This is a genomic window from Providencia zhijiangensis (assembly GCF_030315915.2).
Classification (GTDB): Bacteria; Pseudomonadota; Gammaproteobacteria; order Enterobacterales; family Enterobacteriaceae; genus Providencia; species Providencia zhijiangensis.
In genome coordinates this window covers 1,786,499-1,803,698 of sequence record NZ_CP135990.1, presented here as the reverse complement: position 1 = coordinate 1,803,698, position 17,200 = coordinate 1,786,499, and the positions used below count along the sequence as shown (strand labels likewise).

Annotated in this window: 17 protein-coding genes; 10 read left to right on the top strand and 7 right to left on the bottom strand. The window is 40.1% G+C overall.

The annotated features are described in order from the left end of the window. The first annotated feature begins 279 nt into the window (after positions 1–279). Positions 280–1,068 (top strand): GNAT family N-acetyltransferase, encoded by a 789-nt coding sequence (locus QS795_RS08230; protein ID WP_154603829.1) that lies wholly within the window; start codon positions 280–282, stop codon positions 1,066–1,068. 70 nt (positions 1,069–1,138) lie between these two features. Here the strand turns inward: QS795_RS08230 and ddlA are convergent, their stop codons facing one another. Both ddlA and QS795_RS08220 read right to left on the bottom strand, forming a co-directional pair. After that, the gene (gene ddlA, locus QS795_RS08225) at positions 1,139–2,242 is read right to left on the bottom strand and encodes a D-alanine--D-alanine ligase (RefSeq protein WP_286270820.1); all 1,104 of its coding nucleotides are present in this window, start codon (positions 2,240–2,242) and stop codon (positions 1,139–1,141) included. A 135-nt stretch (positions 2,243–2,377) separates the two neighbouring features. Further along, positions 2,378–3,253: a LysR substrate-binding domain-containing protein gene (locus tag QS795_RS08220; RefSeq protein WP_286270822.1), complete on the bottom strand. Its 876-nt coding sequence runs from the start codon at positions 3,251–3,253 to the stop codon at positions 2,378–2,380. 202 nt (positions 3,254–3,455) lie between these two features. On the opposite strand from QS795_RS08220, the gene QS795_RS08215 reads away from it, so the two are divergent. Beyond that, positions 3,456–4,079 (top strand): LysE family translocator, encoded by a 624-nt coding sequence (locus QS795_RS08215; protein ID WP_318627143.1) that lies wholly within the window; start codon positions 3,456–3,458, stop codon positions 4,077–4,079. 6 nt (positions 4,080–4,085) lie between these two features. Here QS795_RS08215 and QS795_RS08210 read toward each other — a convergent pair whose 3' ends face one another. Continuing rightward, the gene (locus QS795_RS08210) at positions 4,086–4,565 is read right to left on the bottom strand and encodes an NUDIX hydrolase (RefSeq protein WP_318627141.1); all 480 of its coding nucleotides are present in this window, start codon (positions 4,563–4,565) and stop codon (positions 4,086–4,088) included. Between the two features lie 28 nt (positions 4,566–4,593). Continuing rightward, the gene (locus tag QS795_RS08205; RefSeq protein ID WP_154603834.1) at positions 4,594–5,931 is read right to left on the bottom strand and encodes an aminotransferase-like domain-containing protein; all 1,338 of its coding nucleotides are present in this window, start codon (positions 5,929–5,931) and stop codon (positions 4,594–4,596) included. 86 nt (positions 5,932–6,017) lie between these two features. Here QS795_RS08205 and QS795_RS08200 point away from each other — a divergent pair, with 86 nt between their 5' ends. From QS795_RS08200 to QS795_RS08180, 5 genes are all read left to right on the top strand, one after another. Next, complete coding sequence (locus QS795_RS08200; protein WP_286270825.1) at positions 6,018–6,929, top strand: DMT family transporter; 912 nt, start codon at positions 6,018–6,020, stop codon at positions 6,927–6,929. 112 nt (positions 6,930–7,041) lie between these two features. Further along, positions 7,042–8,133, top strand: coding sequence for an efflux RND transporter periplasmic adaptor subunit (locus tag QS795_RS08195; RefSeq protein WP_318627140.1), 1,092 nt, complete (start codon positions 7,042–7,044; stop codon positions 8,131–8,133). After that, a complete protein-coding gene (locus QS795_RS08190; protein ID WP_286270829.1) occupies positions 8,130–10,787 on the top strand; it encodes an efflux RND transporter permease subunit in 2,658 nt (885 codons plus the stop codon). Before QS795_RS08195 ends, QS795_RS08190 begins: the two co-directional genes overlap by 4 nt. Before the next feature lie 67 nt (positions 10,788–10,854). Then, a protein-coding gene (locus QS795_RS08185) for an IS3 family transposase (protein WP_166685554.1) occupies positions 10,855–12,023 on the top strand; the annotation gives its coding sequence in 2 pieces (ribosomal slippage) (positions 10,855–11,104 and positions 11,104–12,023; 1,170 coding nt in all). Beyond that, positions 11,953–12,468 (top strand): efflux RND transporter permease subunit, encoded by a 516-nt coding sequence (locus QS795_RS08180; protein WP_418055371.1) that lies wholly within the window; start codon positions 11,953–11,955, stop codon positions 12,466–12,468. Before QS795_RS08185 ends, QS795_RS08180 begins: the two co-directional genes overlap by 71 nt. Positions 12,469–12,569: 101 nt before the next feature. On the opposite strand, the gene QS795_RS08175 is transcribed toward QS795_RS08180, so the two are convergent. Next, positions 12,570–13,325, bottom strand: coding sequence for a tetratricopeptide repeat protein (locus QS795_RS08175; protein WP_318627138.1), 756 nt, complete (start codon positions 13,323–13,325; stop codon positions 12,570–12,572). A gap of 211 nt (positions 13,326–13,536) precedes the next feature. Next, positions 13,537–14,178: a leucine efflux protein LeuE gene (gene leuE / locus QS795_RS08170; protein ID WP_154603838.1), complete on the bottom strand. Its 642-nt coding sequence runs from the start codon at positions 14,176–14,178 to the stop codon at positions 13,537–13,539. A gap of 460 nt (positions 14,179–14,638) precedes the next feature. Here leuE and QS795_RS08165 point away from each other — a divergent pair, with 460 nt between their 5' ends. From QS795_RS08165 to QS795_RS08155, 3 genes are all read left to right on the top strand, one after another. Further along, entirely contained in the window at positions 14,639–15,340 is a 702-nt protein-coding gene (locus QS795_RS08165) for an AzlC family ABC transporter permease (RefSeq protein WP_318627137.1), read from the top strand. Next, on the top strand, positions 15,337–15,651 hold the full coding sequence (locus tag QS795_RS08160) for an AzlD domain-containing protein (RefSeq protein ID WP_036948090.1): 315 nt from the start codon (positions 15,337–15,339) through the stop codon (positions 15,649–15,651). Before QS795_RS08165 ends, QS795_RS08160 begins: the two co-directional genes overlap by 4 nt. 101 nt (positions 15,652–15,752) lie before the next feature. Further along, on the top strand, positions 15,753–16,220 hold the full coding sequence (locus QS795_RS08155; protein WP_132495915.1) for a YehS family protein: 468 nt from the start codon (positions 15,753–15,755) through the stop codon (positions 16,218–16,220). 57 nt (positions 16,221–16,277) lie between these two features. Here QS795_RS08155 and QS795_RS08150 read toward each other — a convergent pair whose 3' ends face one another. Next, positions 16,278–17,168, bottom strand: coding sequence for a LysR family transcriptional regulator (locus tag QS795_RS08150; protein WP_286272029.1), 891 nt, complete (start codon positions 17,166–17,168; stop codon positions 16,278–16,280). Between the last annotated feature and the right edge of the window lie 32 nt (positions 17,169–17,200).

Here is a 17,200-nt window from a genome sequence, read left to right as displayed (position 1 = left end):
GACAATCTATCTGCATATCGCACGAAACGCCTTAATTCATCTTTAAATTTACTTTATAGATATTGATTAATGACACTGAAAACGTTGCATAAGAGTGAGAGCTCAGGCCAAAGATAAGATGACAACTGCCGCAACGGTTGCTGATTTTAAAGGTTTAGTTATTATCAATAGATAGTTCACAAAGGCTTTACTGCCAATAAGTTAACAAAATTTTACATGGGGTTAGATTTGTTATTTGCTCCATTTTGACTAACACATTTTGTATCAGGTAACTGACTAATGAATATACCGCTCTACTATTTACGACATTACCAATCGATCGAAAAGACGTTTTGGACTTCGATTTGTGAGCACAGTATCCAGATTGCACAACATACAATTTGTTATTTAACGCCATTAAATTCCCCGGCGTTCAATTTTATCTATCTGCAACCCGACTCTACTCATCATGCTTTTATGCAAGCATACAACCTGTTCGTATCGCAGAAAAAGAACCACACTTTGGTGATCCCCGAAGAGATGCTGCCAAAAGTCGTCAAAGATATTGAAGCACTTAACTATAAACGTGACAGCGTCACGACAGCCATGGCGCTAACTTTGTCGCAGCAAAAAGAAGTTGATTTGCCTGATAATCAGGTAGATATCGTGCTCGCAAACCATGATTTATCCCTTTGGGCTAAACCATTAGTTTCTGCGTTCTATCTTTCAGAAGAACACGATACGGTGATCCAAGAGTATGTTCGCTACCATGAAGATGCCCTGCAGCAAGGCGCACCACAGTTCCATTTCGTCTTATTGGTCAATGGAGAACCCGCAACATCCATGACAGTGACCATTGAAGGAGAATTGGCGCGTTTCGACGATATCGGTACTGAACCTAAGTTTCAGGGTAAAGGTTATGCTTCTCAGCTTATTGATTATGCTCTCGCATTTTGTCGTCAACAACGAGTCGAACATTGCTTCTTAGATGCTTCAGAAGCAGGCTTTGATTTATATAAAAAATTTGGATTTGAGCCGTTATTCCGTTACATCAATTATGTTTGGTGTAATAAAAACGTTGTGAATTAATGCGTTAGCTTTAGCGTGATATTGCCGACAGCAGCCTGCTATCGGCAAAGTTTTCGAGAAATATCAGAGATTAAATGTCATCACAGGCTGTTTTTAATGCGGCTGTTTGCTGGAATTTTTCAATCCCAAGTTCAATTAAACGACTGATCAATTCTTGATAAGTCATACCGCCTTGTTGCCACAGTTTCGGGTACATACTGATATTAGTGAACCCCGGTAATGTGTTGATTTCATTAATCACAACATCATTTTTTTCAGTTAAAAATACATCAACACGAGACATACCGCTGCAGTTTAAAGCTTGATAAGCTTCAAGCGCAATTGTACGGATCTTTTCACTCACATCTTGCTCTAAATCCGCTGGAGCAACAACAGACGCGCCATTTTCATCAATGTATTTAGTGTGATATGCATAGAAGCTGTCATGCAGTACGATTTCACCGCATGGGCTAGCTAATGGATGTTCATTTCCAAGAACAGCACACTCGATTTCACGCCCTTTTACTGCGCTTTCAATCAGCACTTTTACGTCGAATAAGAATGCAAAATCTAATGCCACGTTAAACTCGCTTTCATTATTAACTTTACTGATCCCAACCGATGAACCTTGGTTAGCTGGTTTAATAAATAATGGTAAGCCCAGTTTCTCAACCGTTGCAGCATAGCTTATTTCACCACGACTGCTTTTCAGCAGCGTAATAAATGGTGCAATGTGCAGCCCTGCATCCCTTAAAAGGCGTTTGGTGACATCTTTATCCATGCAAGCTGATGAGCCTAGAACACCCGGTCCAACAAACGGCAGATTCACCATACGCAGTAAACCTTGTAAAGAGCCATCTTCACCTAAATTACCGTGGACAATTGGGAAAATAACATCAATTTGCGGGAGAGGTTTAGCATCTTCTAGAGAAATGAATTGTTCACTTTGTTTGCCCGGAACAACGGCAATGCTGCGCTTTGGAGTATTTAACGCGATATGAGCGGGATCATCGCCATGTAACAGGAAGTTTGCTTCATCATACTCATGCCATTGCCCTTCTTTATTGATACCGATGAGACAAACATCAAACTTACTACGATCTAATCCATTAATAATATTTTTAGCTGATTGCAACGAAACTTCATGCTCAGTGGATTTACCACCAAAAATGACACCAACCCGAATTTTGCTCATTATTTACTCCAACATAAAGACATCAAAAACGATTCTGGGAAATATAGCACGCAGCGAAATAGTTAGGGCATAAAAACTTCACTACGCAAGTAGGTTCGGTGATTAAATAACCAAACCCTTAAAATTATACAAATTTTATGCCGATTGCTGAGTCAACAATAGGCTTTGATTCACGTTTGTTTCCAACCATTCCATAAAAATAGCTGCTGGGGTGTCTGCTTTTATTTCTTTAGGTGAAAGCAAGTAATATGCCGAACCATCTTCAATAAAACCTTCTGGAGCCATTAATTGTTGTGTGTTCATTTCATCAGCAACCATTAGGAACGATGCGATAGCAACACCCTGTCCTGCTAATGCAGCCTGCAAACACAGGTAGAAATGTTCGAAATTAATTTGTTTATTATGTTGTAAATTAATGCCACTACGGGCTTGCCATGTACGCCAAACATTTGGCCGTGAGGCCGGTACAAGCAAGTTCATCTCATGATAAGGCTGGCTATCATTTTTCTTGATGATACCCATCCATTCCGCGCATATTTTCTTCGCATAAATATTGTCATCCCACGTGAAATCATTACGGCGAAGAGCAAGATCAACTCCCGCCTTATTAAAATCAATCGGACCACCAGCGGCGATTAAATGCACGGTAATTTCAGGATATTGCTGATAAAAACTGGTTAAACGAGGGATCAGCCATTTCATAGCGATGGTCGGCTCACACGATAAACTAACAACTCGGTTATGAGGACGCTGAGTAATTATTTCGACGGTATCAGAAAGTTGTTGGAATAAATGCGTCGTCGTTTGAAATAACAATTTACCTTCTTCTGTTAAAAAGATAGCTCGGTTACGTCGTTCAAACAGTAAAACCCCAAGATGCTCCTCAAGTAATTTTATCTGGCGGCTAATTGCACTGTGCGTTACATGCAGCTCTTGCGCGGCTTTAATAATACTTTCATAGCGTGCAGCAACATCAAAAAACCGTAACGATGTTAATGGAGGCAGTTTCATAGAATTAATGTCTTCATAAAATTAAGGGGCTTATAAAATGAGTAGCTTCACAATTAAATAGGTAACGAAAACTGACAGGTTTCATTGAGAATAAATCGCTTTTCCTCTATTTACAATCTATTGATAATCAACACTTCAAGTTAATCAAATCCATTTTCCATCCAGAAATTAAGTCAGTTTTTATTACCATTAGGATCTCACTATGAATGAAATTATCGCCGTTGCCACCATCACTATTTTGGCGGTTATTAGCCCTGGTCCCGACTTCGCTATGGTCACCAGAAATAGCTACTCCTACGGCACCAAAACGGGTTTACTCAGCGCCCTTGGTATTGCTGCTGGAGTACAAGTTCATGTGCTGTATACCATTTTTGGCGTAACTCTAATCATTATGAGTTCCCCTACATTATTTATGACAGCCAAACTCCTTGGTGTCGCTTACTTGGTGTATATTGGTTTTAAATCCTTAACAAACAAAACAGCAATTAACGCCAGCGATGACCTTAATCCGGCATCAATACCCTCTTCATTTTCCGCATTTAAAATGGGTTTTTTAACTAATGCACTCAACCCTAAGACGATGTTTTTCGTTGTTTCGGTCTACACCCAAGTGATCCAAGCTGGTAACTCTCAATGGTTAAACTTCAGCTACGGATTATTTATTTCTTTTGCACATTGGGTTTGGTTTAGTTTAATTGCTCTATTCTTTGCAGCACCGTTGATTAGAAATAAAATTCTTAAATATCAATTCATTATGGATAGAGTTATTGGTGCCTTATTAATTATGCTAGGTATCTCTTTGCTCTTTTTTAATATTTCATCATGACTGAATTCATTTCGAATGAGCCGAACCATTTTGAAAGTATTCATTAACCATAATAGCGAGTTCATACACATCTTTAGGAAGATTTAAGTCATTCATTTTATTCAGAGAAACCCAATGAAAATTCGCATTGCATTGGGTTTCTTCATCTATTAGCTCACAGAGATAAACCATATCGATATGCCAATGATCTCCTTGGTGTTTATCAGCAATGAATTCTTTTAAAATAGCTAAAGGAATAGCTAAAGAGAGTGTATTCTTTGAATCATTAACCTTCGAGTATAACGGATAGCGACAGTCAATCACTCGGCACCGTAAACCTGTTTCTTCAAACACTTCACGAACAACGGTATCTTGTGGTTCTTCATTTGGGTCAACGTGGCCACCAGGCGGTAGCCAAATACCTAGCTTAGGGTGCTCATGTAATAGAAACTCCCCACGAGCATTACAGATCATCGCTGTCGCAGTAAAATGTTTGATATGTTCCACTATTTTTATTCCTTCATACTTATCATCTTTATAAATCAATCAAATACAATACAACGCGCCTAATTGCTTCGATTGCCACTGCCAACTCTTCATGGGTTAAGGTGCTAATTGCTATTCTTAACGCCTGCGGTACCGCGTTTGATGTGCTGTAAGACTCCGCACTGCTAGTCGCGATATTTTGTTTTTTTAATTCACTGACCACTACATCTGCGCGCACACCTTCCGGTAAGGGTAGCCAAACAAAATAGCTGGCTGGATGCGCAATATAGGGTATATCAGTGAAAATTTTCTGGACTATTTTTTGCCGGATCTTTGCATCTCGCCGCTTATCTTTTTCAATGCTATCGACCTCACCTTTTTCGATCCAATCACAGAGGATAGCAGTGGTTATTGCCGGTGTATTCCATGTTGTAATTCGGATGATACGCTCGATATTTTCAATATATTGCTGGGGTGCCAGTACCGCACCGACACGTAAGCCAGTTGCAATATTCTTCGAAAAACCTGTTGTATAAAATGTAATTTCAGGTGCAAGCGTTGCTAATGGGACAACTGCTGGTCGCTGCAAAAAGGCATAAGACCCGTCTTCAATTAAGAAAAATTGGTGCTGCCTAGCTAAGTCCACCAGCTTTTTACGTTCCGATAAACTCATCACCCAACCTAGCGGATTATGCAGTGTCGGCATCGCATAGTAGGCTCGAATTTTTCTCTGTTGGCATAGCTTATCCAACGCTTGTAAGTTTGGACCATTTTCTGCCGTAGGCACGGATATAAGCTCTAAATGGTAGATTTTCGCTAGAGCTTTAAACCCCGGATAAGTTAAAGCATCGACGGCAATAATATCTCCAGGACTGAACATACCTAAAATAATGGTTGCTAAACCATGTTGCCCACCACTGACTAAAGCGACGGTATCTGCCGTTGCATGAGTTAATCCACGCTGTTTTAAGTATTTAGCGACTGTCTGCCTTTCATGCTCTCGCCCTGTATGCTGTTGATAATAAAGAATTCCTTCCAAATCACCCCCAACCGCTATTTCCCGTAACGATTCCCGTAATAGTTTGGTTTGTTCTTTCGCAATCGGATAACTGAAATTCAGGTCTAATGTATTTTTAGCGACATCTTGCTCAATACTTAACTTGGGCAATAGATTGATATCTCGAACAAAGGTACCACGCCCAGTTTCCCCGATGATCAAGCCCCGCTCAATAAGCTCTCGATATACTCGCGAAGCTGTGACTAAAGAAACTCCCGATTTTTCCGCAAAATGGCGATGTGTTGGTAAACGAGCGCCCGCTTTCAATTCGCCACTCATGATCTGCGCTGAAAGCAAGTCAACATACTGCTTATAACGATTCTGAGTCATGAAATTGTACCTATGACAATTTTTTGATTGTCATGATTATGTCGATTAGCTTAGCAAAACTCAATTACAAATAATAACGGTCAATTATGAATCAAAGTAAATCATTAACATCGCACGGTGCTTCCATAACGACTCCCTCTCATACCACTCGTGGTTGGATCAGTGGCTTTATTGGCGTTGCTATTTTTAGTGGCTCACTTCCCGCAACCAAACTGGCTATCAGTGGATTTTCACCCGATTATTTGACCATTCTGCGGGCTACCATCGCTGGGATTTTGGCTCTGATTGTTTTGATAGTTCTACGCCAAAAAATTCCAGCAAGACAAAATTTGATTCCTCTTTTTATCGTGACATTTGGTGTGGTACTCGGCTTTCCATTCTTAACTGCGGTGGCATTACAGTACATTAGCTCATCTCACTCCATTGTATATTTAGGACTGCTTCCTTTGTCTACCGCTTTATTTGGCGTTTTACGAGCAGGCGAGCGCCCTCGCAAATTGTTCTGGTTGTTTTCAGTCATGGGAAGTTTATTTGTAATCGGCTTCGCAATTCTTCAAGGAGCCACTCACGCATGGCAAGGTGACTTATATATGGTCATTGCTGTGATTGTCTGTGGATTGGGCTACGCAGAAGGCGCGGTACTTTCAAAATCATTAGGGAGCTGGCAGGTCATTTGCTGGGCGTTGGTTCTAGCGTTACCCATCATGCTGATATTCAGTATTTTGCGCTTACCATCAACGTTTTCTACTGTTCCATTTGAAGCATGGATGGGCCTAGGTTATGTCTCTCTATTTAGTATGCTAATTGGTTTCTTTTTTTGGTATCGAGGGCTTGCTGAAGGCGGAATTTCGGGCGTTAGTCAATTGCAGCTATTACAACCATTTATTGGTTTAGTGCTTTCTGCTTGGCTGCTTAATGAAACAGTTAATAGCATCATGATCATGTCTACGCTTGGTGTCATTTTGTGTGTTGCAGGTTCAAAACGTTTTTCACGTTAGGTATTGAAATAACTAACCTTAACGGAAAATTAAGGTTTAACTTTGGTTTATGGTAATGCTGAGGCGATTTCATTAATTTACCCTCAATATCACGATTAGGGTTTATCGGTTTATGAAACGTCTTAGTATTACCTCTTTGTTATTCTACATGCTGTTTATATCGCCAGTTTCTCTTTCTGAAACCATGCGATTGAATGTGACTTCGCCTAAACAAACACCCTATGTGGAAACGTTGACCTTACCGGGCACATTCGTTGCAAAAAATGAGATTGCGATCGGCTCACCTTTGCAGCAACAAATGGTGATTGATGTACTGGTTGAAGAAGGTCAATGGGTTGAGAAGGACCAACTACTGGCTATATTAGAATCCCCACTCCAAAATGCATCTGTAAGTCAGTTACAAGCTGAAACTGAAAAAGCCACAGCCTATATTAAGCAGCAAAAAGCCGTGGCAGAACAGGCGCAGAAAGAACTCTCTCGCCTTGCGCCTCTCGCTAAAACTGGGGTTATTTCTGCTAATGATTTTGAAAAAGCAAAATCTGAATCTGTCGCGGCGAATGCGCTATTGGAAGCTAATAAAGCGGAATTTCGCCAACTGCAAGCACAGCTTGCCAAAGAAAAAAGTCAGCAAGATAAATCACGGATCGTTGCGCCCATTTCTGGCGTTATTAGTGAGCGCCATGCTATCCGAGGAATGCTAACAGATAACCAATTACTGTTTAAAATCATTGAAGATGGTGACATTGAATTTGATGCTTTAGCACATATTTCAGAATTAAAACGTTTATCAAATCTGATGTCTATTCAATTAAAAACGCCTAATAATCAGCAAATAGCAGGAAAATTACGTTACTTAGCGCCAAAAGTAGATCCTATTTCACAACAAGGAAAAGTTCGTATCTCTCTTGCTGAAAATAAAGACAATCTGCAAGCCGGAGAATCAGGTACAGCGATTATTTCCAATTCAGAAAAACTGCAAACTACGCTCCCATACAGTGCCATTCGAACACTAGATAATGGTGAACGAGTTATTTTTACTGTCGTTGATAATAAAGTGAAGCAGCAAAAAATAACGACCGGAAAAATTCATGATGGCCGTATCGAGATTTTGTCCCCTATTTCGCCTGATGCCGTTGTTGTCACCAATGCCCAAGCCTTTTTAACTGAAAATGATACTGTGACCCCAGTCAAGGATAGTCAATGAAACTCCAGCTATCTTCATGGGCAATCACACGCCCTATTCCTACTATCGTTATGTTCTTAGCGCTCACGATTGCGGGTATATTTTCTTTTAATCAATTGCCTGTTACTGCAAACCCGGTAGTTAATTTTCCAATAGTCACAGTGACCATTACGCAAGATGGCTCATCCCCAACGGAAATGGAAAACGCCATCACGAAACCCGTTGAACGTGCGGTCTCTGGTATTCCAGGGATCCGCCATATTACCTCAACCATCACAGAAGGCATTTCCACCACCACCGTTGAATTTGATTTAACCGTGGATGCCTATATTGCAACCAATGATATTCGTGAACAAATCGCACAAATCCGCAGTGATTTACCGCAAACGATTGATGAACCATTAATTAACCGTATTGATATCGAAGGTGGTGCAATATTACGTTACGCCGTTTCATCAGATAGCCAATCCCTTGCCGATTTATCTTGGTTTATTGATGATACAGTCAGTAAGCAGTTAATTACGGCCCACGGAGTACAAAAAGTCAGTCGCCTTGGTGGTGCTGATAGCGTTATTCGCATCGAGCCAGATGCCGATAAACTTGCAGCATTACGATTGTCTATTCTGAGCATTAATGAATTACTCAGAAGCGTGCATCAAAACTCCGCGGGTGGTTCGTCTAAATATAATGACCTACAACATACGATTCGGATTTTAGGTGAAAAAAAGGATGTGGATGAAATTAAAGATATCCAATTGCCTATTGGTAATCAGCAGTGGATTAAGCTCGGGGATATTGCTGCAATTTATCAAGGACAAAAAACAGCCAAAACTATTTCGCAATTAAATGGCAAAGATGTAGTTGGCTTTGCCGTATTTCGCGCTAAAGGCTCCAGTGATACCGAGGTAGCAAATAATGTTGAACATGAGCTTGCACAATTAAAACTGAAACACCCAGATATTTCTATTCAGCTTGTTTCATCAACCGTGAAATATACAGAATCAAGCTACCATTTAACGATCCAAACTTTATTAGAAGGTGCGTTTTTAACCGTTATCATTGTCTTCTTCTTTTTAAAAAGTTGGCGAGCTACCTTAGTCGCGGCGATTGCATTACCTTTATCTATTCTTCCCACCTTTTTGGTATTGGCAATATTTGGCTATTCACTTAATAGTATGACACTGCTTGCATTGACATTAGTCATCGGTATTTTGGTCGATGATGCCATTGTCGAAATTGAGAATATTCAAAAATACATAGAGCGAGGTGAGCGCCCTTATTTAGCAGCTTTAAAAGCCTCGGACGCGATAGGTTTTGCCATTGTCGCCATCACACTCACTATTGTAGCGGTATTCTTACCCGTCAGTTTTATTGGCGGCTTTGTTGGTAAATACTTTGTGCCTTTTGGTATTACCGTTTCCGCGGCTGTTTTATCTTCATTACTAGTAGCCCGATTAGTCACGCCATTAATGGCAGCCTATGTCTTATTACCCGCAAAAAAGAAATCGGCCGAACATTCTGTACCTAACTGGATCAATCGATATTCTCAATTGTTAGTGATGACATTGAAACATCGCAAACTCGCCCTTTCATTCGCATTTATATTTTTGATTGGTTCAATCTCCAGTATTACTTATCTGCCTATTGGCTTTATGCCTGAAGGCGATATTAGTGTTAGCCAGATTGAAGTGGAATTACCGCCGGGAACCCCTGTCGAAGAAACTCAAAACGCGGTTAGGAATATGGCTGAACAATTGAAGTCACGTGCTGAAATAAAGTCAATCTATACCATTGCGGGGATCAGTGATGACGCCGATGGAATCGCTCAGCATAAAGGTCAAATAATTCTGACACTAACAGACCCAAATGAACGTGAAATGTCACAAAAACAGTTTGAAAACTCAATTTCGCATCTATTACAACAAACTCCAGATGCACGCTATACCTTCAGTAATAGCGAAGGAAATAAAGAATTTTCATTAACCTTTACAGGAGCTGATCCCAAAGAGCTAGAAATTCAAATGCATAAGCTACGCGATGCAATTGCCAACGTAAATGGCATTAATAATGTGCGTGTTGTTAAACCACTTTTACGTAAAGAGCTGATTATCTCCCCTGACCTGCAAGATTTAGGAAGAACTGCAGTTAATGTAGAAGAAATCGCCAATACATTAAGAGTGGCTACAATGGGAGAATCAAACTCTCGCAGCGCTAAGTTTAATTTACCGGATAGACAATTAACGTTACAGGTTGTTTTACCTGACAATCAAAAAAATGACGTAAGCGCGTTGCGTAATCTCTATATTCGTAGCGGTAATGATTTAACTGTGCCACTTAAATCCGTTGCTAACATTAATTTTAGCGATGGACCATCACAGATTGACCGCATAAATCGTGCCAGAAAAATGTCTATTGAAGGTAATTTAGATGGGTTATCACTTGGCGAAGCATTGGAACACGCTGTCGAACTTCCTGAATATCAATCACTACCAAAAAGCATTGAGCCATTAGAGTATGGTGATATGGAGTTCATGCTCGACATGTTTGAACGTTTTAGTACGACAATGCTTTTCAGTGTACTGCTGGTATTCGCCATACTCATTATTCTGTTTAAAGATTTTATGCAACCTATAACGATTTTGGTGGCACTACCATTCTCTATCGGGGGAGTGTAGTGGTTTAATAAATTTGGCCACCTGAACAGAGGTGATATGCTCACCTCAGAACAACACAGGTGCCTTAATGAAAAAACGAAATTTCAGTGCAGAATTCAGACGTGAATCAGCCCAGCTGGTTGTGGATCAGAACTATACAGTTGCAGATGCCGCGAAAGCCATGAATGTCGGGCTTTCCACCTTGACGCGGTGGGTAAAGCAATTACGGGACGAACGGGCAGGCAAAACACCGAAAGCATCCCCTATCACGCCGGAACAAATTGAGATACGTGAGCTGAAGAAAAAAATTCAACGTATTGAAATGGAAAACGAAATATTAAAAAAGGCTACCGCGCTCTTGATGTCAGACTCCCTGAACAGGTCTCGGTGATCGGGAAACTCAGAGCGCATTATCCTGTGGCCACTCTTTGCTGCGTGTTCGGAGTTCACCGCAGCAGCTATAGATACCGGGAAAACCGGCCTGACAATCCGGACGGCAGGAGAGCCGTATTACGTAGTCAGGTTCAGGAGCTGCACGGCCTCAGTCATGGCTCAGCAGGTGCAAGAAGTATCGCTGTAATGGCAACACACAGGGGCTTCCGGATGGGACGATGGCTTGCCGGACGGCTAATGAAGGAGATGGGGCTGGTGAGCTGTCAGCAGCCTGTTCACCGGTATAAACGTGGCGGTCATGAACACATTGCTATCCCGAACCACCTTGAGCGACAGTTCGCAGTGACAGAGCCCAATCAGGTATGGTGCGGCGACGTAACGTATATCTGGACCGGTAAACGCTGGGCATACCTGGCCGTTGTACTCGACCTGTTCGCAAGGAAACCCGTGGGCTGGGCAATGTCATTTTCTCCGGACAGCAAACTGACAACCAAAGCGCTGAAAATGGCATGGGAAATACGAAATAAGCCATCCGGGCTCATGTTCCACAGTGATCAGGGTAGCCACTATACAAGCAGGCAGTTCCGACAGTTACTGTGGCGATACCGGATAAAACAAAGTATGAGTAGGCGTGGTAACTGCTGGGATAACAGCCCGATGGAGCGCTTCTTCAGAAGTCTGAAAAATGAGTGGGTGCCGGTGACCGGCTACATCAGCTTCAGTGAAGCAGCCCATGCAATAACGGATTATATCGTCGGGTATTACAGCGAAGTCAGGCCGCATGAATATAACGGTGGATTACCACCAAACGAATCAGAAAACCAATACCGGAAAAACTCTAAAACCGTGGCCAATTTTAGTTGACCACTACAGAGCTATTATCGCCTTAGTGTTATATGGTGCGATGATAGATCTTCCTGTCATTATCGGTATTTTAATGTTGATGGGGATCGTCACCAAAAACTCGATACTTCTGGTGGAGTTTATTCTTGAAAAAGAAAGAACTGGCTTAAATCGACAACAAGCTATTATCGAAGCAGGTCAGGAGCGAATTCGTCCAATTATTATGACTACTTTTGCCATGATTGCAGGAATGATCCCCCTCGTGCTCACAACGGGAGCCGATGCAGGATTTAGGGCGCCAATGGCAGTTGCAGTTATCGGGGGGTTAATGAGCTCAACGGTACTCAGCTTACTGTTTGTTCCCGTTATTTATAGCTTGATGGATGATTTGAAAAAGAAAACATTGCCGCTATTAGCGAAATGTACATCTGTCACTCAATCTGATAGAAATATAAAACGCTGGTAAGAATAATTACGATACTAAGAATAACTGCGATGATTTGGCTCTCCATGTGAACTCTGGAGAGCCAATAAAAGGGTTTCGTTAATGCTTTTTTTAAGGCCAACTTACTCTATTAACTTACTGTTTTTTAGTTTTACAGCCGTTTGATACCAGTGCTTATTATAATTCTGTGCCGCTTTGGGTAAAAGTGAATAGGTTTTAATCACTTCATCAATTAGTGGCATCGCTTCAATTACTCGTTTTTGTTCAAATAAAAACTCAGCGTAAGCAACCTTGTATTCAATATGATCACGATGACTTAATAAGGCACGAAACTCATTATCAGCTTCTGTAACCAACCCTAAGCGTACTAAAGAACGAGCATATAAAAAATGCCCCGCATTCGAGTTGAACGTTGGATTTTTTTCACACAATAAGTCTAGCGTCTCTTTACAACGCGCGTATTCCCCCGCTTCATACAGTACATCTGCATATTTCAACATAATATCCGGTGAATACTGATTAATTCCTTGCAGTGATTCTTGATAGTATTTAATCGCATTTTGATAGTCACCTTTATCGGTATATGCATCAGCTAGTGTTACACAGCTATTCGTGGTCGGATTTAATTCATACTCTTTTAGAGCTTGATTAATGCTTTTATTGGGTGCTAATTGTTTTTTAATCGCTCTTTCTAACTTATACCCATGACGGGAATAACGCATAGCTGGCATCCAAATGACTAGCGCATAAACAACTGAACCCAAGATTGGGAAAACAAATAAAATGAACAACCAATAAGAATTTTGATTACTCTTTATTGAATGGACCGCAAAATAAATCGCAGGAATAAAATAGATTAATAATCCCAGAATGTGCATAACAACCTCAATGAATATCAACTCGATGGTTTTGGGCCGTACTCATACTTCCTTGTACAGCGGCTTGCTTAGTCGTGACTAAATTAGCACCATGATGACAGGCATCACTCTGAAGGCAAACAGGAAAAAACCTGAAAAGATAAATTAGAAACAAAAAAATAGCTGGCACATTCGCCAGCTATTCTATGATAAAAATTTATAAATCAATAAATTAGGCTGTTAATGCTAATTTCGCACCGAACATTAAAAAGACGGCACCAATACAGCTATTTGAAAATTTTGATAGTTTTTTATTGTGTTTTACCATGTTGGTCACTGCAACAGCACCAAATATCAGCATTGATAGATAAAACATGCTGCATGCTTCTAATATCACGCCGAGCACAAAAAACGGCACCCCTGCACTTGGGTACGCTGGATCAATAAATTGAATGAAGAATGAAACATAAAAAATGATCATTTTTGGATTTAGCAAACTTAAAAAGACAGCTTTCTTATAAGTCCCTTTTGTTTCTAATATGATCCCATCAACGTCTGCTGCAGATTCTTTTTTATGCAATACTGAGTATAACGTTTTAATACCTAAGTAAAATAGATAGGCAGCACCTGCATATTTGATCACGCTAAAGAATATAGGAGACGTTTTGACTAAAGACGCAACACCTAAAAATGATAAAAAAATGAGCAATGCATCACCAGTAAATACACCAAGTGCTGCTTTATAACCATTTTTCACACCATATTTTGCACTACTCGTTAAAACAAATAGAGAATTAGGGCCTGGTACCAATGTAATAAAAATCACACCGATAAGATAAGTCCATAAGTTTGTAATACCTAAATTTTCAAGCATAATAAACCCGCTAACTCAATAAAAGTTATAACAATTAATTCACATTGTTGCTTAATGGATACCATGATACACACCTTTTATTTTTAATAAAAGATATCACCATTAACAGATCTATATATGAAATATAAATCTAGTTAATTACTGCATAGCCAGCCATTTGTATAGATTTACACATTTAAAATTGAAATTAAATTTCAATCAAAATCACTTAATCAGCAGCGCGCTAAAAATATTTTTTAAATGATATAAAACTTCATAAATTAAATAAAAGTAAGTTATTAATGCTAATTAAAGCTTGTAGGTAGAGATAGTGATTTGTTCCACATTTCACGATATAACAATGGATGCCTACAGTGTATCGAATAATGATTTTTACTCTAAATACCTGTAGTTAAATCAACATTGTCTTTGTTTAGACTTTTATTCAATGAATGACATTTCAACATACAGGTGCACATCGATGTCGTCTCAACAACCAAAGCCATGGCAACGCGCAATGATGGATGGAGCCGTCCACACATTACCCTTAAATCTTGCAGTTATTCCGTGGGGGGTTCTTGCGGGTTCCATGGCCATTGAAACAGGGCTTTCTTTTTGGCAAAGCATCGCAATGTCTGCCATGGTTTTTGCAGGCGCAGCTCAGTTAGTCACTCTAGGTTTGCTCAATTCAGGAGCTGGCTATATTACGATTGTGATTTCTGTTTTCTTTATTACATCGCAGCATCTTTTATATGGGTTAACCATGCGTCCTCACGTAAAAGATTTCACGACACCACAACGTTTAAGCATTGGCTTTCTATTAACTGATGAGCTATTCGCCATTAGTGCAGCCAAGCGACAAGCACTCAGCTTTGCCTATTTATTTGGTGCGGGGTTTAGTTTCTATCTTGTGTGGTTAGTCACCAGCCTATGCGGCATTGTGATGGCAAATTTGGTGGGTGATTTAAGTAAATTACATTTAGATTTCTCAGTTGTCGCGACACTATTAGCCATTGTCGTTCCACTCACTAAAAAAATAAGTACCGCCTGTGGTGTTTTATTTTCACTAATTACTGCGATTGCCCTATCGATGTATTCGATCAGTAGTGCAATTGTAATTGCCGGCGTTGGTGGGATGTTTGTTTCTGTTGGTGTCTCTCGTTTATTAAGGGAAGAAAAATGATCTGGATTTTAATTATCAGTTTAACGGCTGTTGTTTTCTCTCTACGTTATATTTTTCTGATCCCTCAATTACCCATACGATTACCATTAATTGTACGCCAAGCACTCAGTTATTCTGCGCCTTGTTTGCTTACTGCAATTTGTGCCCCTGTCATTTTATTAGAAAATCATGAATTACGTAGTTTCCCTGATAATCCTTATCTCTGGGGAGCGCTATTTTGCGTTGTAGCAGCATCTTTACTGAAAAATATGTTGGTCACTGTCGGATTAACTTTAGTCTTTTTCTATGGACTTATTTACTTTATGGGCTAACCAATAATTTATAAAGCATCGGTAGCTACCTTTGCTTTATAATGACGTTTCATGGCTAACAGAAGCCTGTTTTTTAATCGATCCGTTGGATAATTACCCCCATGCTAAATAATTACGTTTTACGAAGTGTTCGTTATATGTTGGATTTGAGTGATGCTCAGATGGTTGAAATCGTAAAACTTGCAGACTTTTCAGTCACAAAAGAAGAAATGAGCCTTTGGTTAAAGAAAGATACCGACCCCGACTACGTTGAATGTAGTGACCTTGTGCTCGGTCATTTTCTGAATGGATTGATTTATCATCGCCGTGGTAAAGATGAAAGTCGCCCAGCTCCAGAAGTTGAAGATAGAATCAATAACAATATTATTTTCAAGAAATTACGTGTTGCCTTTGAACTTAAAGACGTTGATTTACTGGATATCTATCAATCTGTTGATTTCCGAGTTTCCAAACCAGAATTAAGTGCTATTTTCCGTAACCCAGAACATAAAAATTATCGTGAATGTGGCGACCAACTATTACGTTACCTATTAAAAGGCTTAACGTTGCGCCTACGCGGAAATAAATAGTTCAGATCACCATAATGTTTACGAACATTATGGCATTAGGCTGATAGCAATATCAGCCTAGATATTTTTCAGTAAGTAACTCAAAAAGGTATCAACTTTCGGCGAAAGTGAACGTTTTGAGGCGTAAACCGCGCGTAACTCAATCGGCGCTGGATACATATCATCAAAACTGACTTCCACCAACGTTCCCGCTTGAATTGCATTTTGGCATCCCTCTTTTGATAGAATAGCGAATCCCAATCCATTGAGTGCCGCAGCACTGGCAAGAATGCCGCTATTCACACGGTACTGACTGTTTATACTGACTTTTTTTAACTGACCATGATGCGTACTAAAAACCCATGGTTGCCCTTGCAGCGCACTAAAACTCGTGATGCAGGGCATCATACTGAGCTCATCTACGGTACTGGGTAGCCCCTGTTTTTCAATTAACTGCGGGGCTGCAACGACAACACTCTCCCAAGATTTAACTAATTTTGAGTGGTAGCTACTATCCATTAACGCTCCGCGATGAAAAGTTAGCAATAAATCCACTTCATCACTAATAACATCTAAAGGCGCTAGTTGCGTATCACAATGAATGGCAAGGCTCGGATGGGCAAGCGCAAATTGAGCCAGTAAATCTGCAAATAATACACTGCCAGATTCACTTGGAATCGTTAGCCGCAAAGTACCACTTAATATTTCTGAGGCGCTAATTTTTTGCAAGGTGTCATTTAATTCTAAATACAGTTTTTGGCTCTTATTTAATAATAAAGTACCTTGCTCAGTTAAACGCATTTTCCGTGTAGTTCGTTCAATCAATCGGCAATTAAGTTGAGTTTCAAGCTGCTTAATTTGCCGACTCACATTTGATGTTGGCATCGAAAGTTGTTTTGCTGCATTAGCAAAACTTCCCTGTGTGGCCACCGCAACAAATACTTTCAGTAAATTAAGATCTACAGACATAATACAGCCTAATTTTAGTGTTCATTAATGCC